Genomic DNA, 15,886 nt, shown 5'->3' on the forward strand with positions numbered 1-15,886 from the left:
ACTAAACGACTTGCGCCGATATACAAGATCAATATCGTTGAAAGCGGTCCAAAAACTCGTCCACCAGGTGCGGCTTGGTGTCATCCATTCGTGTCCGAATCCCCGAGGTGAGGCCACCCGACTGGCCGCCACACGTATAGATCAGCGGAACCGGTGGCCGATCCGGGTAGCGCAGTACGAACGAATATTCGTGGCTGTACCCGCTCAAGAGGCAGACCTCGCCCATCGGCTCGGGAGCGGTATCGGGCCACCAGCCGCTGTGCCGGCGCTGCCACTGCCGCCAGGCCTGGTTGCGGCTGGGTAGTCGATTGAGCAGTGAGGCGAAGTCGGCGGCCTCGCCACGCAGCACCCGCTGACGTGGCGGATCTGCCATCCCGGGACGCGGGGTATGTAGCGCCGTGGGTGTGGTGCACAGCAGCACCTCCGTGGCGCCGGGCGGCACGAGGGGGCCAGGGGTGTCGACGAACTGGCGCCGCTCCTCGATGATCGGGCAGCCATCCGGTCCGAGTGGAATCTCATACGGATTGCCAGCCACGGCCGGCCAGGGCGGCGCGGTGCGGCGGACCCAGGCGATGGCGACCGCGCCGGCGGCCATCGCGGCCACGGTCACAACGACGACCAACCAACGCCCACGCGAGTTCCAGTGGGCCACTGGCCACCTCCAGCTCCGCAATTTTCAGCGAGGCTAACCTGACGATCCAGGAAATCTGGTGCAGCGGCAGCCCACGCTGGACCGACCACCGCCGTGAGGCTCCGCCAAACGGAGGACCTCCTTGTCGCTGCGGGTCTCTGGTACGTGACGGAGGAAGGGCTACCGGGCGAAGTCCTGTAGCCCGGCCGCTATCCATGCGGGTCGCGATGCTGAGGGGGTGGGTAGAAGCGTCGGTGAACCGGAGGGATGAACATAAGGATCAGGACGACGATGGCGGCGCCCACGAGCAGTGGGGGTCCCAGGCCGTCGCAGATGAGGACCCACGCCGGCGCAAAGGTGTGCCGAGGCGCGATGTTGTTCGGGTCGTCAAGATTTCCCGTGACGGAACCCCTGCCGTTGATGAACTGCAGGCCACAGCACAGCGCGAACGGGGCAGTCAGCACACTCGCCGTTACATGTGCCCATTTTCTACCGCGCACGAGCCCCACAGTCGACAGAAGCAGGCCCACCACAGCGAGGCCGGACACTACCAAGGCCAGCTGGTCAAAGAGCGTGAGGGCGAGATCTGCCAGGCCGTTCCGATTGGCAGCCACCTCCGGAGGCACGTAGTACACGGCGCCCCAATGCGTGAGGTCATAGCTGATCGTCGCGGCGTTGAGCACCAGGCCGCACACCAGCAGACTGATCGCGACCAGCGGTGCGAACACGGGCCATCGCGAGGTCGAGGCCACGGCAAGCCTCACCGGCGGCATGCGCTACCGAAGATCACCAATGAACCCTACACAACCCGAGCTGGGCGTCAGCAGTCCGTCGACTGCCGGGGTGAGTGACAAACGGATTGGCTGGGGTCGCCGCAGCCGCACGTCTTCGCCGACCGTGATCGGCCATGAGGCCCACATCACTGTCGATGATCACTAGGTTGCGCGAAAAGGCTCAGGCAGCTAACTGCTTCCCCGTCCTGCTTGGACAGTCCGGCGGCAGAGACCTCTCACCTCGTGCGCTCTACGACGCAGCGCCGCGCCGGTAAACGTACTGTTCGCGGATTTCCGGGTCGCTGGTGTAGCTGGCCAGGGTGAGGGTCGCGCCATCGGCGTACACGTGGAGGAGGCGAACCCCGAAAGATCGCCGGCCGGCGACGACTTTGATGTCCAGCTGGACGTCGTTCTTCTCGACCTTCCAGGTGCCGGTCGACGGCAGCGGTTCGTGGCGGAGGTCGACCCGGGGCGGCAGCAGCTTTTCGCTGCCGACGTACGCGAAGCGCAAGTCCTGCGCGGCGTAGGTGCTGTCGCCGTTCAGCGTGAGGGTCGAGCCGTGCTGGTCCTTCCACTGCCCAGCTAGTGTTCTGTCTCGCAAATAGCTAGCCGTTTTAGTAGACTCTGGACGTGACACGTTCTGCCGCTTCCGAGGAACTCGTGGGTGGCCGGGTCGAGCAGGATGTCCAGGTGCTGCCAGTCGTCCTGCATGCCGACGGCGAGCGCCGGGCGTCCGTCGAAGTCGACCGGCTCGGCGGACTGGGTGACACCCGGGATCAGGGCCAGTACCCGAAGCAGCGTCGCCTTCACCTTGGACGGAAGGACGTTGTTGCGCAGCATCGAGTCGATCACGGCGTACGTGACGGAGTCGCGTTGGGCGTTGTCGTCGATGCCGGGCAATGCCTGGGCTTGCAGCCAGTCGAGTAGTGCCTGCGGTTCGGTGGGCAGCCCGGCCAATGTCGGGTAGTCCCGAGGTGGAATGGAATGCGATGCCTCTGGGGCTTCCATGGAGATTTCGAGCTTGCCGTCAATCATCATGGCGCTCTGCCGGCCGTCAGCGCGCTGCCACGACCGGGTTGTCCCGCTGGCGCCCTGTCCCTTGGACTCGGCGATCTTGCCGCCGTCGCCCTTCAGTTCGACGTAGAACCACTGATCGGGACGCGGCGGCGTGAACGGCTCGGTCTCGGCGTGCACGGCGGCCAACTCGAGGGTCTGGGCGACCGACCCGCCGGCCACGTACGAAGGTTGCCGTGCCGCCTGTCCCACGGGCGGAGCCCCCTGGCCAAGGCCACCGACCGCGATCACAACAGCCACCAGGACGGCGGCTCCGAAAGTGGCCACGCCAGACCAGGCCCAGCCCGGCAGGCGCCAGCGGCGTGGCTTGACCCGCTCGGGCCGGTCAGGCACGGTGCCCCTGCGCTCCGCGATCCGGGCCAGCAGCGTCGCCCGAGCCCGGGCCTGAGTATCCGACGACGGCGGCTCGACCTCGCTCCAACTCTCCCGCAGCGCCGTGATGTCGTTGCTCACTGGGAATCCTCTCCGGTTGCCGTGGGGTCGGCACCACCCAGCGCCGCCCGTAATCTCTTGCGCGCCCGATGGAGCCGAGACCGGACGGTGCCAGCGGGAATCTCCAGCGCACGGGCGACCTCCTCGCAGGTCAGCTCCGACCAGGAGCACCACCTCCCGGTCTGCTTCCGCTATCTCCGCCAGCGCCGCCGCAAGCCGTCCGCGCACCGCCTGCGCGTCCAGCCGTACGGCAACCCGGTCAGCCGGGCCGTCGGCCCTGTCCGGGTCGGCCGTGCTGGCCTGGTCCGTCCGTGCCAACGCCCGGTACTGCCGCGCCTCGGTCCGCTGGTGGCCGGCGATCAGATTCGACGCGATGCCGAACAACCAGGGCCGCGCTGTCATGCGTGGTGTCATACCGCCGCCAGTGGTCGAACGCGACCAGAAAGGTCTCCGCCGCCACGTCGTCGGCCAGGTCGCGACCCAGCCGGCGGCTCGCGTAGCCATGGATCACCGAGTAGTAGCGATCAAAAATGGCGCCAAACAGATCCGGATCCCCGTGCATCCGGCTGATGATCTCGGCGTCGGTCTGCCCAGCGGCGGTGTACACGTCTCGTGACACCGCACCCATGAGTCCTCCTTCTGTCCGCACCCCCGTACGCGGCGAGGCTCATTCCTACTTCGCCGACGGCGGCCGGAGTGTTCGCGAAAAGGCCGGCCGCTGCCACTTTGCGGCCCTGGTGGTACAGATTCGCAAGAGGGCGACGAGCGGTGCGGTTGAGCCGCCATCGTCGTCCGCGTCGGGACGACCGTGAAACGCGCACGGTTTCGTCAGCGACCGCCCGAACCGGGAGTTACATCATCTGCGGGATTGATTCACAGGGCCGGTCTTGAGGTCGGTGACCCGCCGGCGAACCCGGCCAGCAGAGATGCGGAACGCGACGGGCGGCCGCGGCCGGCCGGCCATCGGCGGCCGTCCGCATGGGATGATCAATCGGGCGCGATCTTCGCGCCTGAGTACCTCTGGGAGGACGTGTGCGCGGATCAGCGCGACGATTGGCCGTCTCGATTCTCGCCGTGGTTGCCGGTGCGGTGACGTTCGCCTCGCCCGCACGGGCTGCGACGAACCCGTTCACCGCGGCGCAGGCCTGCAACAACGACTTCGGCGGATCGTGGGCGTATGCCAGCGACGGGCACCGGACGATCTATGCGTCGGACGGCACGAAGGTGGGCGATGTCTACCTGATGTACAACGGCGCCACTGGGTACAACTGCGTCGCGACGCTCAAGGCCGTGGCCGTCGGCTCGACGACCGGGGTGTCCGCCGGGATCCGGGTCTACGGCGGTTCCTGGGCCTACGACTCCGGCAGCTACAAGTACTACGCGGCGATCCAGCGTTCCGCGGTCGATAAGTGCGTGATGTACAGCGGTGAGGTTCTGTACGCTACCAGCTGGCAGAGCGCCGGCCGGTACAGCTGGGGCAACTGCGGCTGAACCATGCGGCTCCCCACCGCCGTGGTCTCGTGACAGTGAGGTCGCCGTGGCAGCGGCATGGGCTCCGATGCCGGAGTCCATGCCGCGCTGGCGTCGAGCCGTTCACCTGCGCTCGATCGCCTCGGAACGGCAGGGGACGCAGCGGCCAGCGGGCTGAACAATATGCCCAGGACACTGGCACCGGGCCGCCGGCCTTTCGCCCGGCGGCGCGCCGCCAGTCGGTCCCGGCTGGCACCGGAGCCCGCCGGCTCGTCGGCAGAAACCGCCGCCACCCCGCTGCGCTCACGGGCACGTCGCCCTTCGATTGGTCTTCAGTACTTCCGGTGACACTCTGGCTGTCACCCCCAGCAGGCGAATGTGTCACCCCCGCCCGTTGTTCTGTCACCCCCGCTGCGGCTGCGGTCCGTCGATCCATGTGCACCAGTCGATAGACGCGGGTGGCGATGCCGGCGACCTTCGACACGACGAGACGGCCCAGTTGCACGAGCTTGGCCAGGCATCGTTGCACTGTGCGCTCGGAACAGCCGACGTACTCGGCGAGGGTGGCCACGGATGGCCAGGCGTTGCCGTCATGGTTGGCGTGGGCGGCGATAGCGATCGCCACCGCTCGCTCGTTCTTCCCAAGATCTTTCGTGGTGAGCAGGGCAGCCTTGACGGCTTGACTCATGGCTTGCGGATCTCCGTCCGTCAGGGTCCGCGGCGCCTGTCGTGGCGCCCCGGGCTGATCTCTGGGTTGAAACCGCCGGGACTTCCCGTGCGGCGATGGGATACGTAGGCGAACGTCCGTTGCTGCGGCGCTCTTCACCGCGGCCGGCAATCAGTCGACGATCGGCGTGAGAGCCTGCTCCTGGCAGCCCGCGGGGCGGGCATGCCGGAGCACCTGAGGATGGCGGTGAAGGCGGATCTTGCGATCGCTCACGGCAGGGATCTATGGCGGAGCTTGTGGGCCCAACACAGGCCTGGCCATCGCTTACGCCTCTTCGTCAGCGGGCCCTGTCGGGCGGTTGGGTGATGGTGCGGGCTGTCGCCGACGGATCAGCCACCGACGGACCTGATCCACGCTCAATCCGTCGCCCGGGTCAAGCCACGTCAGCCGGGACCGCCGGCCGATGCCATCGGCGCCGCGGATCAGATGCTGAGCGATACGACGCACGGGTTCGCGGTGGCTGAGCCCACTGCTGACCGGGCCGCCGCCCTGGTGCAGGAGGGCGCCGCACCGCACTTCACCTCAGGTCACAAAACGCGCGCCAGCGGAGGTCCGCCACCCTGCGGTCGATCCGGCCATCAGCATCAGCGACGCTCGCTGTCCGAACCGAGCCAAGATCGTGATGACTGGGATTTTGGCACATGAGCCGCCGCGTATCGCGGCCAGATGTGCGCGCTGCAGTCAGTCGTCCGTCGGCTGGTTGGTATGTCGTAGAATCACCGAGCTTCACGGGTCGGGGGCCGGTCAAGGTGGGCTCTGCGGGTGGCGTAAGGGCGGTGACAGTCATCCGGTTACGGCGAGGAATCTCTCGACCAGACCTGGGCGGTGCTGTATGCACCCATCTCTACGCCGTGTCGCGTCGATGATCAGAGACACTTTCACCGTGCGAAACGACCTCGACCAGATCGAAGCGGCGTTCGTCGGGACGCCGCTGGCCGGCCTGCCGATCGGGCACGGCCCGTCGGGCACCGTCCTCGTCGCCGACATCGACCCCAATCGCCTGCACGAGGTCTGGCAGGCTGCCGACGCACTGGTGCCGGTCATCGGACGCCGGCCTGTCATGGTCACCGACGACTTCGACGACACGCTGAGGATCCGGCCCGAGCCCGAGCCGGGTCCGTCGGAGTCGGAGCTGCGTGCGTTCGCCGAGGCGGCGGAGTCTTCCGACCCATGGCTGGTCTACCGCCACTACAGCGAGGACGACGACGTCGACGAGGGTGAGGTCGAGTACTACGCGCGTGGCATCGCCGGCGTCGACCTGGACCTGACGGCCCTGGTGTCGGATGTGGCGCTACCGACTGAGCGCCCGGCGCTGGAGAGGACGCTGTACGACCGGCTGCTCGCCGACGCCGACCTGCACGCCCGGGTGCTTGGCAGCGTGCGGTTCGTGACGCGGACCGACTACTGGTACACGCCTAACAGCGTCCTGCTCATGTTGCTGCCCACCAGCGACGTCCGCAGCTCGGGATACTGGGTGGACTTCTTCGGCGCCCCCACCCGGGAGTACCAGCGGAGGCTCGCCGAGGTGTTGACGCAGTGGCATCACCGGTGGGACGCCCGCCTGGTCGCGTCGTGGGGCACCATGCTGCAGTTCCAGGTGGATCGTCGCCCGGCACCGGGTGACGAGGCATGGACCGCGGCCGGCCAGCTCAAGGCGCTCGCCCCGAACCTCGACCTAAGCCGATGGGAGGTCGCCGTTGCCTTGCCCGCCGGTAACGCGTGGTTCGTGCACAACCGACCCTGACAACTCGGACGCAGGGCCTCCGCGAAGGTCTGTCGCGTGGCTCGCGCTCGGTCGACGGCAGATCCCGATAGCTGATCTATGGGCGGCGTCGATCAGCGTCGGCGGTCGCGGCCCGGAGGACGGCCGACCCGCTTCCGTTGTCGTAGTCGACCACACCCGGTACTGTCGCCTGCCGTGAACACCGGACCGGCGCAACGCCACACACGGACTGGCGACCCGGTGGACAGCTGATCGGCCGGCGGGTGCCTGGCGGGCACCCCGCCGATTCGGCACGCGGGCCTCCGAGCAATCAACGCTCACCAGGTCCCGTCATAGTCGTGTCGAACAACAGCGAGGTCAGCCGAATGGCAGCCAGGTTCAACCACACCATCATCGCCGCCAAGGATCGCAACGAATCAGCCCGGTTCTACCGCGAGTTGCTTGAAGTTCCAGAAGCGCCGTCCTGGGGCGTGTTCACCAACATCCAGCTCAGCGACGGTGTACTACTCCAGTTCGCCGAACCGCCGGTGAAGATTCAGATGCAGCACTACGCGTTCCTGATCGACGACAACCTTTTCGATCGGGCATATGCGCGATTGCGCGAGCACGGCATAGAGCACTGGGCCGATCCGCAGATGCGTCGCCCTGGCGAGATCAACAACGAGCACGGCGGCCGCGGAGTCTACTTCAAAGACCCCGCAGGCCACGCGATCGAACTGATTACCCGCCCGTACCTGTAGCAGATGCCTCTGGTCGGGCGCCCGTCACTCGGTGCCCGACCAGAGTGCCTACAGCCGTACCGGCGGTCGCGCGCAGCCGCCACCACCTCCTTGCCTTTCGGGCCGCGCAGCCCGGTGCCGCGACACGGGTGCAGTCATCCGTTTCTCGGCAGTTTCGGATGCCCGTTACCCTCGCCGAGCTGCCAACGCACGACCTGCGGCAGATGAGGATGTCGTCCGGACCGCGTCCTGCTGCCCTTTGATCCGTGTATGCCGGTCGACGCGAGACGGCTGATAATTGTTCGGTCATGAGGGCCAACTGAGCGTGGTTCGGCGCAGACTTCCAGAAAGAACGCGGGTCCAGGAAACGGTCATCGGATTTCCCGCGGGTGCCGGCCGAGCGGGTAGGACGGGGCAGGACATGGACCAAGGCACCCGCGACGAGATGCTCGGCCGCCTGGCTGAGGCAGTCGGGTCCGTCACAGTCACACACCCGACGCGGGTTGCCATCGACGGACCGCCCGCCGCAGGCAAGACCACGCTCGCCGACGAGCTGGCCGTCGTCTTGCGCACACAGGGCCGCGACGTCATCCGCGCGACAATCGACGATTTCCTCTTCCCCCGGGCACAGCGCTACCCGCGCGGCGAGTACTCGGCCGAAGGCTGCTACTTCGACACCCACGACTACGACGCCCTGAACCGGGTTCTGCTCGATCCGCTCGGCCCGAGCGGAGATCGACGCTTCCAACACGCGGTCTACGACCGCACCACGGATACCGCGCTGTCCCCACCGGTCACGACCGCCCCCGCCGACGCCGTGCTGGTCTTCGACGGCGTCTTCCTCATGCGCCCGGAACTGATTGACCGGTGGGACCTGCGCATCTTCGTGTCGACCGCGCTCGACAAGACCGTGGATCGTGCCGTGATCCGAGAGCGCCGGGTGTCATCTCGGGCCGAAGTCGAACGGCGCTGGCGCGAGCGTTACATCCCCTCCCAACAGCTCTACTTCGCTACGGTCCGCCCGACCGATCACGTCGACATCATCGTGCACAACGACGAGCCCCAGCAGCCGGTCTGGGCGACCCAAACACACTGACCGCACTCAATTCGGCACGTCCGGACGTATGCACCCGGGGCGTTCACCTTCGTCGCCGGTATCGGGCCGGGCCTGACCTTCGTTCGCGCGCCATGAGCGACCGCGCGGTGACCGCCGCATGATGCAGTCCGGGGCAAGGCCACCTTGCCTCGCGCCCCGGCTCAGGCCAACGGCGGGAGGAGTTGCCGGAGTAGCCGTTCAGAAGGATCGGATCCAGGTGCCGGACCGGAACGCGATCGTGAACGGTGATTTTGCTGGTGCGGCCGCAGGAAACGCAGGCGACCAGGGACCAGATGTCGAGGAGTTTGCCGTTGGCAATGACGCGGAACTTCCCGTCGCCGATGCTGGCGAGGCCGGAATAGCAGTGGGCGCAGGCAAATGCGAGCAGGGGAAGCTGCGTGTGCCCAACCGTCCAGGGCAGCACGATATGAGGACGCGTAGACATGATCTCTCCAAAGACCTGACGGAAGGCATGGGAAACGAACCGACGGCGACGTCGGCGACCAATGCGCGGGCAAGGTGTCAGGTCTAAGAAGCAGGCGGCGTCACGCGGGGTGAAGTCCTCTCGTGAGTGCGTCGGAGAAGAAGATCCAGTTAAAAGGTAGGGCGGAACGGGCTGGCGAGGCCACCCATTTTGTCCTGGTGCCGAGCACTGAGGGGTGGGGTCGGCGAGCTGGGCGTCGCCCCCGCGCCGATCGCCCCCGCGGCCCCTTTTCTGCCGTCTTCGGGCCACCCGTTACCCGTGGGACTTGTTCCTCCCGCTGGCCTTCGTCCTGTCCTTCGGCAGCCTCGCGGGGACGACCGCCGCCTACCTGTCCGCGGAGGATTGGTGAACAGAGAGGATAGGAGGAGCAGCCGCCTCGAAAGCCCCATCCCGACCATCCGTCGTCGTCACGGCGGCGCTCGCATCGCGGCTACCTATTGACTGGTGGTACGACCGCAGCCCGGCCAGGCTTGGTCGAGGTGACCGGTGGGGTCGCTCTCATCGCGGCTGCCCACCGCAGGCTGGTGTGGCTCTCATCTGGCGTGCGCCGAATGCGGGACTCCGCTCCTAGGAATCATCGGCTACCGGCACGGGGAGGTCGTACCCGACGTCGGCCAGCCGAGGACGTCGAGCTGGACACGGTGGGTGGGCCCGACTTGGTCTGCCGGCCCGTCGATCGTCAGTGATGAGGGCACCGGTCAGCATGACTAGGTGCACGATCAGGCCGTCCGCGATTCTCGAGTGGGTGTTCACTGCGCTGTCGGCAGGGTCGGGTGGTCGGTGGGGTAGATGCCGATCGCGAACCCGTACGTGGTTTCGCCGGACCGCGGCATCCGGTCGAACGCATCAACCAGTTGAGCCATCTGGTCCCAGAACTGAGAGGCCTGATCCTGCGAGATGCGCGCATGCCGGATGAAGCCCCAGAGCTTTCCCTGCTCGAACGCCTTCGCGGACTCGCGTGCAGCCACCTCGAAGTCGTTGAAGTCACCCGGCATCTCCTCCCCGGCGGGTGACGCCTCCGCTGCCACGTGGAACATGCGCGCGGTGCGCCCGTAGAAGCGCTCCTCGATCGCCCGCACCTTCCGCGTGCGCACCACCTGGAGCAGGCCGTTCCGAGTAAGCACGTCCACGTGGTGCGCGACCGTGCTCTTGGGGCGCTCGACCGCGGCCGCTAACTCGGTCACGGTCGCGGCCCGCTCGTGGAGGAGCTGCAGGATCACCGTCCGGAGCGGGTGGCCGATGGCCTTCAACTGGTCCGGTCTGGTCAGCGCCATCCGATCGGCTAGCTCGTAGTCCGGTGGGTTGTCGGCCATGGCAGAACAGACTAGCATCGCGGAACGTTCCAGAAATCCCGATCGTTCGCGAGGAGTTCAACGCCGTGACCGACGTGCTGCTCTACCACCACATCCAAGGCCTGACCGACGGGGTCCGGAGCTTCGCCGACAGCCTGCGACAGGCCGGGCACACCGTGCACACGCCGGACCTGTTCGACGGCCGCACGTTCGGCAGCATCGAGGAGGGGTTCGGATTCGCTCGAGAGTTGGGGCTCGACGCGATCCGGGAGCGCGGCGCCGCCGCGGCCGACGAACTCGGCCCCGGGCTCGTCTACGCCGGATTCTCCTTCGGCGTGACGATCGCCCAGCGGCTCGCGCAGACCCGGCCCGGAGCCCGCGGGGCACTCCTCATGGACTCCTGCCTCCCGGTCGCGGAATTCGGAGAGACGTGGCCCGAGGGCGTGCCGGTGCAGATCCACGGCAAGGAGGGCGACGAGTTCTTCGACGAGGACCTGCCGGCCGCACGCGAGCTCGCCGGCTCCGTGGCGGCCGCCGAGCTGTTCGTCTATCCCGGCGACCAGCACCTCTTCGCCGACTCCTCGCTCGACGCATACGACCCGGAGGCGTCCGCGCTACTCATGGAGCGGGTGCGGACGTTCCTCGCCTCCGTCTGACCATCGCGGCCCAACTGACGTGGAGTGAGGTCCTGTCAAGGGCAGGGTGAGGCGTCCGTCCCGAGGGATCGGGGCATGCGCCTCGTGCTTCGTCGTCTGCGCCTGATGAGCGTGCCGTTCGCGACGCGCGAAGAGAGTTGGGAACACCTGCGATTCGCGCTGCGTGACCTCGACGCGATCGAATCGCTCGCCCATTGTCTGCGGTATGCCACCGGGCGGCGGACAGCAGGCCACACAAATTAGCCGACTCTGACAATCCGGATGACCGCTCATCGGCACGTCCGGAGGCGAGTCAGCCCGGAGAACTGTCACCGAACGTAACGAGGTCTTCGCGGCAGAAGCGTAGGTTCGGTCAGCGACCTCAACGGCGCGCCGTGAGGGGCACGAGGACGAGGACGGCAATGCCAAGTGCGGTGGCGCCGACAGCCCACCACCAGAAGAATCCCGAAAAGACCGAGGCGATCAGGAGCCCCACGCCGAGGCCGGCCAGCAGGCCGAGTCCGAACAAGGCCCGTGGAGGCAGGGCGAGGTACGGCAGGCGCCATACCACGAGCACTTCCAGCCAGGTGCCGCCGAACGCCAGCAGTGCCGCGCCGACCCCGTCTACGGCGGATAGTCCGTGACCTTCGCTGATCGGCACGAGGACTGGGCCCTCGTCACCGGCGGGGACGAAGAGGATGAGCACGCCGGCGACAATGAGCAGAGCGGTGATTGCTACCTGGGCGCGTGGCGCACCCCCGATATCGTGAGACATCGCTTCAGTCTTGGTCATCCGGCATTTTCTCGGCAGGAGCCGAATCGCCGAACATCGAAAAGGTCGACGGCAATCGTCCGTGAGGCTCAAACGGTCGTGACCGAAGACCTCAGCGTGCGGAACATGCTCCGCAATCGCCGCCTGGCCCGCGTCATCTCCGACGCGGCCTGGTCCCAGTTCCGCAGCGTGTTGGAGTACAAAGCCCAGTGGTACGGGCGTGAGGTGATCCCCGTCGACCGCTGGTACCCGTCGTCCAAGACCTGCTCGACGTGCCGGCGGATCACCACCACCCCTCGCCCTCAACGTCCGCATCTGGACCTGCCCGGGTTGCGGGGTCGAGCATGACCGGGACATCAACGCTGCTAAGAACATTCTCGCCGCCGGGCTGGCGGAGAGGTAAAACGCCTGCGGAGCTGATGTAAGACCCCAAGGGAAACCTCCCGGCAAGGCAGTCGGCGATGAAACAGGGAACCTCACGGGCGACCGTGGGAATCCCGGCCCCTTCCGGGCCGGGAGGATGTCACCGCGTGCGACAGGAAGAACTCCTTCAGCGCAGCAGCGATGGTGTCCGGCGCCACCTCGTGCGTTTGGCCCTCCAAGGTCTGGTACTTCGCGGTTGGGATCGCGTCAGCGAGCGCCCTGGCCGGGCGGCGCAAAAAGTCCGGGCTCGCACCACCTTCGGCGACGAGCGCGGGCACGGCGACGAGCGCGGCCCGCTCGCGTGGCACGGTGCCGTCACCGAGTACCGCGAAGTCATAAGCGATCGTGTGCGCGACGCCCTCGAACACCGACCACATGGGCGACTGCCGCATCCCGGCGATCGTTTCGGTGGGCATGCCAACGCCCGACATGAAGAACTCGACCGCATCACCACAGCGACCGGCCGCGAGCAGTTCGTTGAGCTTCCTGTTGCTCTCCTTCACACCCTCGGTGTCTCCGCCCTCGGCGGTGTAGGGCGGCTCATACAGTGCCAGCTTCTTGATCGTCAGGCCGCTCGCCGCCGCTTCCATGGCGAGGGCCGCACCGGAAGAGATGCCGTACACATAGGCCGAACCACCGGCCGCCTCAATCAGCGCCTCGAGATCCTCGACTTCGCGGGCGACCGCATACGGCGGGCTGTCGCCGCTCTCACCCCGCCCCCGGCGGTCATATGTATACACCGTGAAGTCCGACGCCAGGACTTGCGCAAGCGGCGGCATCGGCCCAAACGCCCGGTAACACATCGCCCCGTCCAACAGGATGAGGGCCGGCCCCTCACCCGCCCGGTCAAACGCGATGGTCGTCCCATCGCGAGACGTCACCTTGGCCATGCCTTCTCCTTCCGGCCTTGTCACGGGTTAGTACTCCAACGTCACTTGGCTCCGGCGTTGGGCGTGGCGTGGGCATGAGGACGGCGACCGCGTTGATCATCGATGGTTTGTGAGGACAACCGAAGATCGTGCAGTGGCCGTGTGCCTCAGCCTAGACCCCGCCGGGTGGCGGGTCATCCTGGACGAGGCGGCGACGCGTGTCGCTGGCCGGTTCGTTCGGGCGGAGCCGCGTCGGACCGCTGGGCAGTTCGTGGAAGGGCTGCTGTCGGGCGTGGAACGCAAGACCTGCTGGTCCCTCGCGGAACGGGCTGGTCACGCTGATCCGCAGGCGATGCAGCGGCTGCTACGTACGGCGGTGTGGGACGCCGACGCCGTCCGCGATGACCTGCGTGATTGGCTGATCGAGCAGCTCGGCCATCCCGACGCCGTGCTGGTCATTGACGAGACCGGTTTCCTCAAGAAGGGCGTGTGCTCGGTCGGGGTTCAGCGGCAGTACACGGGCGCCGCCGGTCGTGTGGAGAACAGCCAGGTCGGAGTGTTCCTGGCCTACGTGTCACCCGCGGGCCGGGCGATGATCGACCGTCGGCTCTACCTACCCGAGACGTCCTGGTGCGACCGCCCCGACCGTCTCGCCGCCGCTGGCGTCCCCGATCAGGTCGGGTTCGCCACGAAACCGGCCCTGGCCCGGCAGATGATCGCCGCCGCGTTGAACGCAGGTGTCCCAGTCGGTTGGGTGACGGGTGACGAGGTTTACGGCGCCGACCCCGGCCTACGCGACGACCTGGAACACCGCGGGATCGGCTACGTCCTGGCGGTCGGCTGCGACCGACGCGTGGCGGTCAACGACGGCCGCACCCTCGTACGCGTCGACGACCTCGCCGACCGGATCCCCACCCGCGAGTGGCAGCTGCACAGTTGCGGGCCGGGCGCGAAAGGCCCCCGCGACTACCTGTGGGCCTGGATCACCACCGCCACCCGGCCGAATGAGCATCGGTGGCTGCTCATCCGCCGCAACCGGACCACCGGCGCGCTGGCCTTCTACCTGTGCTGGTCACCTCGCCCGGTGCCGCTGCACACCCTCGTGCGAGTGGCCGGCTCCCGCTGGAGCATCGAGGAGCTGTTCCAGACCGGCAAGGGCCAGGTCGGCCTGGACCACTACCAGGTCCGCGGCTGGACCGGCTGGCACCGGTTCATCACCCTGGCCATGCTCGCCCTGGCCGTGCTGACCATCCTCGCCGCTCAACAGCCCGACGCCGACCCAGAGACCATCGCGTTGACCGTCGCCGAGATCCGCCGACTCCTCAACGCCTTCGTCCTCACCCAACCACTCCCACCAGCGCACACCCTGCACTGGTCAACCTGGCGACGAACATCCCAAGCCCGAGCCCGTCGGTCCCACTGCCAGCGCAGACTCAGCCACCAAGCCGGCCGAAAGATCAAGTGACGTTGGAGTACTAGGCTCCTCCTCCCGGGCCCGGGTACTTGAGAGTTACCTCGGCGGCCCAGCCCATACCCCCTGGCGGTTGCTTCCACTCGGCAGCACGCCTCTTCGCGACAGGCAGGTTGGCCCACCGCTTACGCGCCGCCTGCCGGCTGGCGCCCACCGCCGCACCAAGCTCGGGGTAGCCGGCACCGTACTGCACCGCTTCCTCGGCGCTTGCCGAAACGAGGTCGGCGAGCAGGCTCCGCATCTGCTCGCCAACTGTCATGCGCGCGAGATGAGTCCGCATCCGCTCCGGGTGGCTCGGCTCGGGGTCCGCCCTACGCCTGGCATCCAGTTCGGGCTCCTCAAGCCGCTGTGCCCAACCGATGGCGATCGTCCTCAACTGCCACCGCATTTCCTGCCGCTCATCAGGTGTCAGATCCCGCATGACGCCCTCCTCGATGGCCTCACACTTCAGAGTCCGCCCGACAACCAAGGTTGTCAACCCCTGTGCCGTATCACTGCCCCCCGCGGCAGTCAGTGCAGACAGGTCCTTGCCGGGTAAATCAATGAACTCGCCCCGGATCGCCGTCTTGATGATCTCGGGTCTGCCGCCCGTGAGTGACGAACAAAACCACCGCCGACGGCGCAGGTGACGAAATCTGCTTCACCACGCAACTCCCGACTACTCACAGGCGCCGTTTCGCGGCGGCCCATGCTCGGGTACCAGCAGGCATATGAGTACCAGCCAACCTGTCGCGCCCAATCAGCGGCCGGCACCCCACATGCCCAGCGATGTCACGCCCCAGCTGTCGTTCTTCGACAAATTCGCCACCCATGCTGCGCACTTCGTCTCACGGGCCTGGTTCTTCGCCGCCTGCCTGCTGCTGGTGATGATCTGGGCGCCGTCGGTCCTGGTGATCCAGAACATCGACACCTGGCAGCTCATCATCAACACCGCGACCACCATCGTCACCTTCCTGCTGGTGGCACTCCTGCAGAACACCCAGACCCGCAACGACCAGTCGACCCAGGACAAGCTCAACGCCCTGGCCGAGGCGGTCGCGGTACTGATGACCCATACCGCCGACATCCACGATCGCCGGGGACTTCACGACGCGGTAACCGAGCTACGCGACGCGGTCGGGCTGGAGGATCGCGAGAGCTCCTGAACCCGTCGGCCGAACGGCTACATGCGCGTCCCGCCGGTCTTGTGCCCGAACAGCCATGACCACGTGGGATTCATGATCTTGGCATCCGCTCATGCCGCGGAGCGGGCGCTACGCAGCATCACAGTCGTCTGCGCGACCGGCGCCCGGACG

The 15,886-nt window shown here is 67.1% G+C and carries 22 protein-coding genes; 10 read left to right on the forward strand and 12 right to left on the reverse strand.

Going from position 1 to position 15,886, the window contains the following annotated elements; genetic code table 11:
* Window positions 1-28 precede the first annotated feature (28 nt).
* From ONA70_RS17550 to ONA70_RS36690, 6 genes are all read right to left on the reverse strand, one after another.
* Complete coding sequence (locus ONA70_RS17550) at window positions 29-595, reverse strand: hypothetical protein (RefSeq protein ID WP_265007518.1); 567 nt, start codon at window positions 593-595, stop codon at window positions 29-31.
* Window positions 596-840: 245 nt separating this feature from the next.
* Window positions 841-1,359, reverse strand: coding sequence for a hypothetical protein (locus tag ONA70_RS17555; protein ID WP_265007519.1), 519 nt, complete (start codon window positions 1,357-1,359; stop codon window positions 841-843).
* Between the two features lie 295 nt (window positions 1,360-1,654).
* Window positions 1,655-1,915, reverse strand: a complete 261-nt coding sequence (locus ONA70_RS17560; protein ID WP_265007520.1) for a hypothetical protein — start codon at window positions 1,913-1,915, stop codon at window positions 1,655-1,657.
* A 71-nt stretch (window positions 1,916-1,986) separates the two neighbouring features.
* Window positions 1,987-2,931, reverse strand: a complete 945-nt coding sequence (locus ONA70_RS17565) for a CU044_5270 family protein (RefSeq protein WP_265007521.1) — start codon at window positions 2,929-2,931, stop codon at window positions 1,987-1,989.
* Window positions 2,928-3,065, reverse strand: a complete 138-nt coding sequence (locus tag ONA70_RS36685) for a sigma factor-like helix-turn-helix DNA-binding protein (protein WP_319957593.1) — start codon at window positions 3,063-3,065, stop codon at window positions 2,928-2,930. The genes ONA70_RS17565 and ONA70_RS36685 overlap by 4 nt, the downstream gene beginning before the upstream one ends.
* Window positions 3,066-3,169: 104 nt before the next feature.
* Entirely contained in the window at window positions 3,170-3,538 is a 369-nt protein-coding gene (locus ONA70_RS36690) for an RNA polymerase sigma factor (protein WP_319957586.1), read from the reverse strand.
* 425 nt (window positions 3,539-3,963) lie between these two features.
* Between ONA70_RS36690 and ONA70_RS17575 the strand changes: the two genes are divergently transcribed.
* The gene (locus ONA70_RS17575) at window positions 3,964-4,401 is read left to right on the forward strand and encodes a hypothetical protein (RefSeq protein ID WP_265007522.1); all 438 of its coding nucleotides are present in this window, start codon (window positions 3,964-3,966) and stop codon (window positions 4,399-4,401) included.
* Here the strand turns inward: ONA70_RS17575 and ONA70_RS36960 are convergent.
* Window positions 4,352-5,068 carry a helix-turn-helix domain-containing protein gene (locus tag ONA70_RS36960; protein ID WP_406601204.1) on the reverse strand — a complete coding sequence of 239 codons (717 nt, stop codon included), beginning with the start codon at window positions 5,066-5,068 and terminating at the stop codon, window positions 4,352-4,354. The two genes, ONA70_RS17575 and ONA70_RS36960, sit on opposite strands and share 50 nt — an antisense overlap.
* Before the next feature lie 922 nt (window positions 5,069-5,990).
* Between ONA70_RS36960 and ONA70_RS17580 the strand changes: the two genes are divergently transcribed.
* The 3 genes from ONA70_RS17580 to ONA70_RS17590 all read left to right on the forward strand — a co-directional run bounded on the left by ONA70_RS17580 (window position 5,991) and on the right by ONA70_RS17590 (window position 8,645).
* Entirely contained in the window at window positions 5,991-6,851 is an 861-nt protein-coding gene (locus tag ONA70_RS17580; RefSeq protein ID WP_265007523.1) for a DUF4253 domain-containing protein, read from the forward strand.
* A gap of 317 nt (window positions 6,852-7,168) precedes the next feature.
* A complete protein-coding gene (locus tag ONA70_RS17585; protein WP_265007524.1) occupies window positions 7,169-7,570 on the forward strand; it encodes a VOC family protein in 402 nt (133 codons plus the stop codon).
* 400 nt (window positions 7,571-7,970) lie between these two features.
* Entirely contained in the window at window positions 7,971-8,645 is a 675-nt protein-coding gene (locus ONA70_RS17590) for a cytidylate kinase family protein (protein WP_265007525.1), read from the forward strand.
* 43 nt (window positions 8,646-8,688) lie between these two features.
* Here ONA70_RS17590 and ONA70_RS17595 read toward each other — a convergent pair whose 3' ends face one another.
* A complete protein-coding gene (locus ONA70_RS17595) occupies window positions 8,689-9,090 on the reverse strand; it encodes a DUF1062 domain-containing protein (RefSeq protein ID WP_265007526.1) in 402 nt (133 codons plus the stop codon).
* 788 nt (window positions 9,091-9,878) lie between these two features.
* Window positions 9,879-10,442, reverse strand: a complete 564-nt coding sequence (locus ONA70_RS17600; protein WP_265007527.1) for an ArsR/SmtB family transcription factor — start codon at window positions 10,440-10,442, stop codon at window positions 9,879-9,881.
* A gap of 65 nt (window positions 10,443-10,507) precedes the next feature.
* On the opposite strand from ONA70_RS17600, the gene ONA70_RS17605 reads away from it, so the two are divergent.
* Both ONA70_RS17605 and ONA70_RS17610 read left to right on the forward strand, forming a co-directional pair.
* Window positions 10,508-11,077, forward strand: coding sequence for a dienelactone hydrolase family protein (locus tag ONA70_RS17605; protein WP_265007528.1), 570 nt, complete (start codon window positions 10,508-10,510; stop codon window positions 11,075-11,077).
* A 75-nt stretch (window positions 11,078-11,152) separates the two neighbouring features.
* Window positions 11,153-11,320 (forward strand): hypothetical protein, encoded by a 168-nt coding sequence (locus tag ONA70_RS17610; RefSeq protein ID WP_265007529.1) that lies wholly within the window; start codon window positions 11,153-11,155, stop codon window positions 11,318-11,320.
* A 118-nt stretch (window positions 11,321-11,438) separates the two neighbouring features.
* Here ONA70_RS17610 and ONA70_RS17615 read toward each other — a convergent pair whose 3' ends face one another.
* Entirely contained in the window at window positions 11,439-11,849 is a 411-nt protein-coding gene (locus ONA70_RS17615) for a hypothetical protein (RefSeq protein WP_265007535.1), read from the reverse strand.
* On the opposite strand from ONA70_RS17615, the gene ONA70_RS17620 reads away from it, so the two are divergent.
* Entirely contained in the window at window positions 11,823-12,176 is a 354-nt protein-coding gene (locus tag ONA70_RS17620; RefSeq protein ID WP_265007533.1) for an IS200/IS605 family accessory protein TnpB-related protein, read from the forward strand. The two genes, ONA70_RS17615 and ONA70_RS17620, sit on opposite strands and share 27 nt — an antisense overlap.
* Window positions 12,142-12,231: a zinc ribbon domain-containing protein gene (locus ONA70_RS36965; RefSeq protein ID WP_406601206.1), complete on the forward strand. Its 90-nt coding sequence runs from the start codon at window positions 12,142-12,144 to the stop codon at window positions 12,229-12,231. Before ONA70_RS17620 ends, ONA70_RS36965 begins: the two co-directional genes overlap by 35 nt.
* 73 nt (window positions 12,232-12,304) lie before the next feature.
* On the opposite strand, the gene ONA70_RS17625 is transcribed toward ONA70_RS36965, so the two are convergent.
* Window positions 12,305-13,141 (reverse strand): alpha/beta fold hydrolase, encoded by an 837-nt coding sequence (locus ONA70_RS17625; RefSeq protein ID WP_265007530.1) that lies wholly within the window; start codon window positions 13,139-13,141, stop codon window positions 12,305-12,307.
* Between the two features lie 133 nt (window positions 13,142-13,274).
* Between ONA70_RS17625 and ONA70_RS17630 the strand changes: the two genes are divergently transcribed.
* Entirely contained in the window at window positions 13,275-14,585 is a 1,311-nt protein-coding gene (locus ONA70_RS17630; RefSeq protein ID WP_454557358.1) for an IS701 family transposase, read from the forward strand.
* A 10-nt stretch (window positions 14,586-14,595) separates the two neighbouring features.
* Here ONA70_RS17630 and ONA70_RS17635 read toward each other — a convergent pair whose 3' ends face one another.
* The gene (locus ONA70_RS17635; protein WP_265007531.1) at window positions 14,596-15,012 is read right to left on the reverse strand and encodes a hypothetical protein; all 417 of its coding nucleotides are present in this window, start codon (window positions 15,010-15,012) and stop codon (window positions 14,596-14,598) included.
* Window positions 15,013-15,301: 289 nt separating this feature from the next.
* On the opposite strand from ONA70_RS17635, the gene ONA70_RS17640 reads away from it, so the two are divergent.
* Entirely contained in the window at window positions 15,302-15,736 is a 435-nt protein-coding gene (locus ONA70_RS17640; RefSeq protein ID WP_265007532.1) for a low affinity iron permease family protein, read from the forward strand.
* Window positions 15,737-15,886 lie beyond the last annotated feature (150 nt).

The sequence above is a fragment of the Micromonospora yasonensis genome (genome assembly GCF_026013475.1).
GTDB lineage: Bacteria > Actinomycetota > Actinomycetes > Mycobacteriales > Micromonosporaceae > Micromonospora > Micromonospora yasonensis.

Bases quoted from the DNA above. Each gene is read 5' to 3' on its own strand.
- ONA70_RS17550 (WP_265007518.1), bottom strand. From the start codon at position 595: ATGGCCGCCGGCGCGGTCGCCATCGCCTGGGTCCGCCGCACCGCGCCG.
- ONA70_RS36690 (WP_319957586.1), bottom strand. From the start codon at position 3,538: ATGGGTGCGGTGTCACGAGACGTGTACACCGCCGCTGGGCAGACCGAC.
- ONA70_RS36960 (WP_406601204.1), bottom strand. From the start codon at position 5,068: ATGAGTCAAGCCGTCAAGGCTGCCCTGCTCACCACGAAAGATCTTGGG.
- ONA70_RS17590 (WP_265007525.1), top strand. From the start codon at position 7,971: ATGGACCAAGGCACCCGCGACGAGATGCTCGGCCGCCTGGCTGAGGCA.
- ONA70_RS17595 (WP_265007526.1), bottom strand. From the start codon at position 9,090: ATGTCTACGCGTCCTCATATCGTGCTGCCCTGGACGGTTGGGCACACG.
- ONA70_RS17600 (WP_265007527.1), bottom strand. From the start codon at position 10,442: ATGGCCGACAACCCACCGGACTACGAGCTAGCCGATCGGATGGCGCTG.
- ONA70_RS17610 (WP_265007529.1), top strand. From the start codon at position 11,153: ATGCGCCTCGTGCTTCGTCGTCTGCGCCTGATGAGCGTGCCGTTCGCG.
- ONA70_RS17615 (WP_265007535.1), bottom strand. From the start codon at position 11,849: ATGACCAAGACTGAAGCGATGTCTCACGATATCGGGGGTGCGCCACGC.
- ONA70_RS17625 (WP_265007530.1), bottom strand. From the start codon at position 13,141: ATGGCCAAGGTGACGTCTCGCGATGGGACGACCATCGCGTTTGACCGG.
- ONA70_RS17635 (WP_265007531.1), bottom strand. From the start codon at position 15,012: ATGCGGGATCTGACACCTGATGAGCGGCAGGAAATGCGGTGGCAGTTG.
- ONA70_RS17640 (WP_265007532.1), top strand. From the start codon at position 15,302: ATGAGTACCAGCCAACCTGTCGCGCCCAATCAGCGGCCGGCACCCCAC.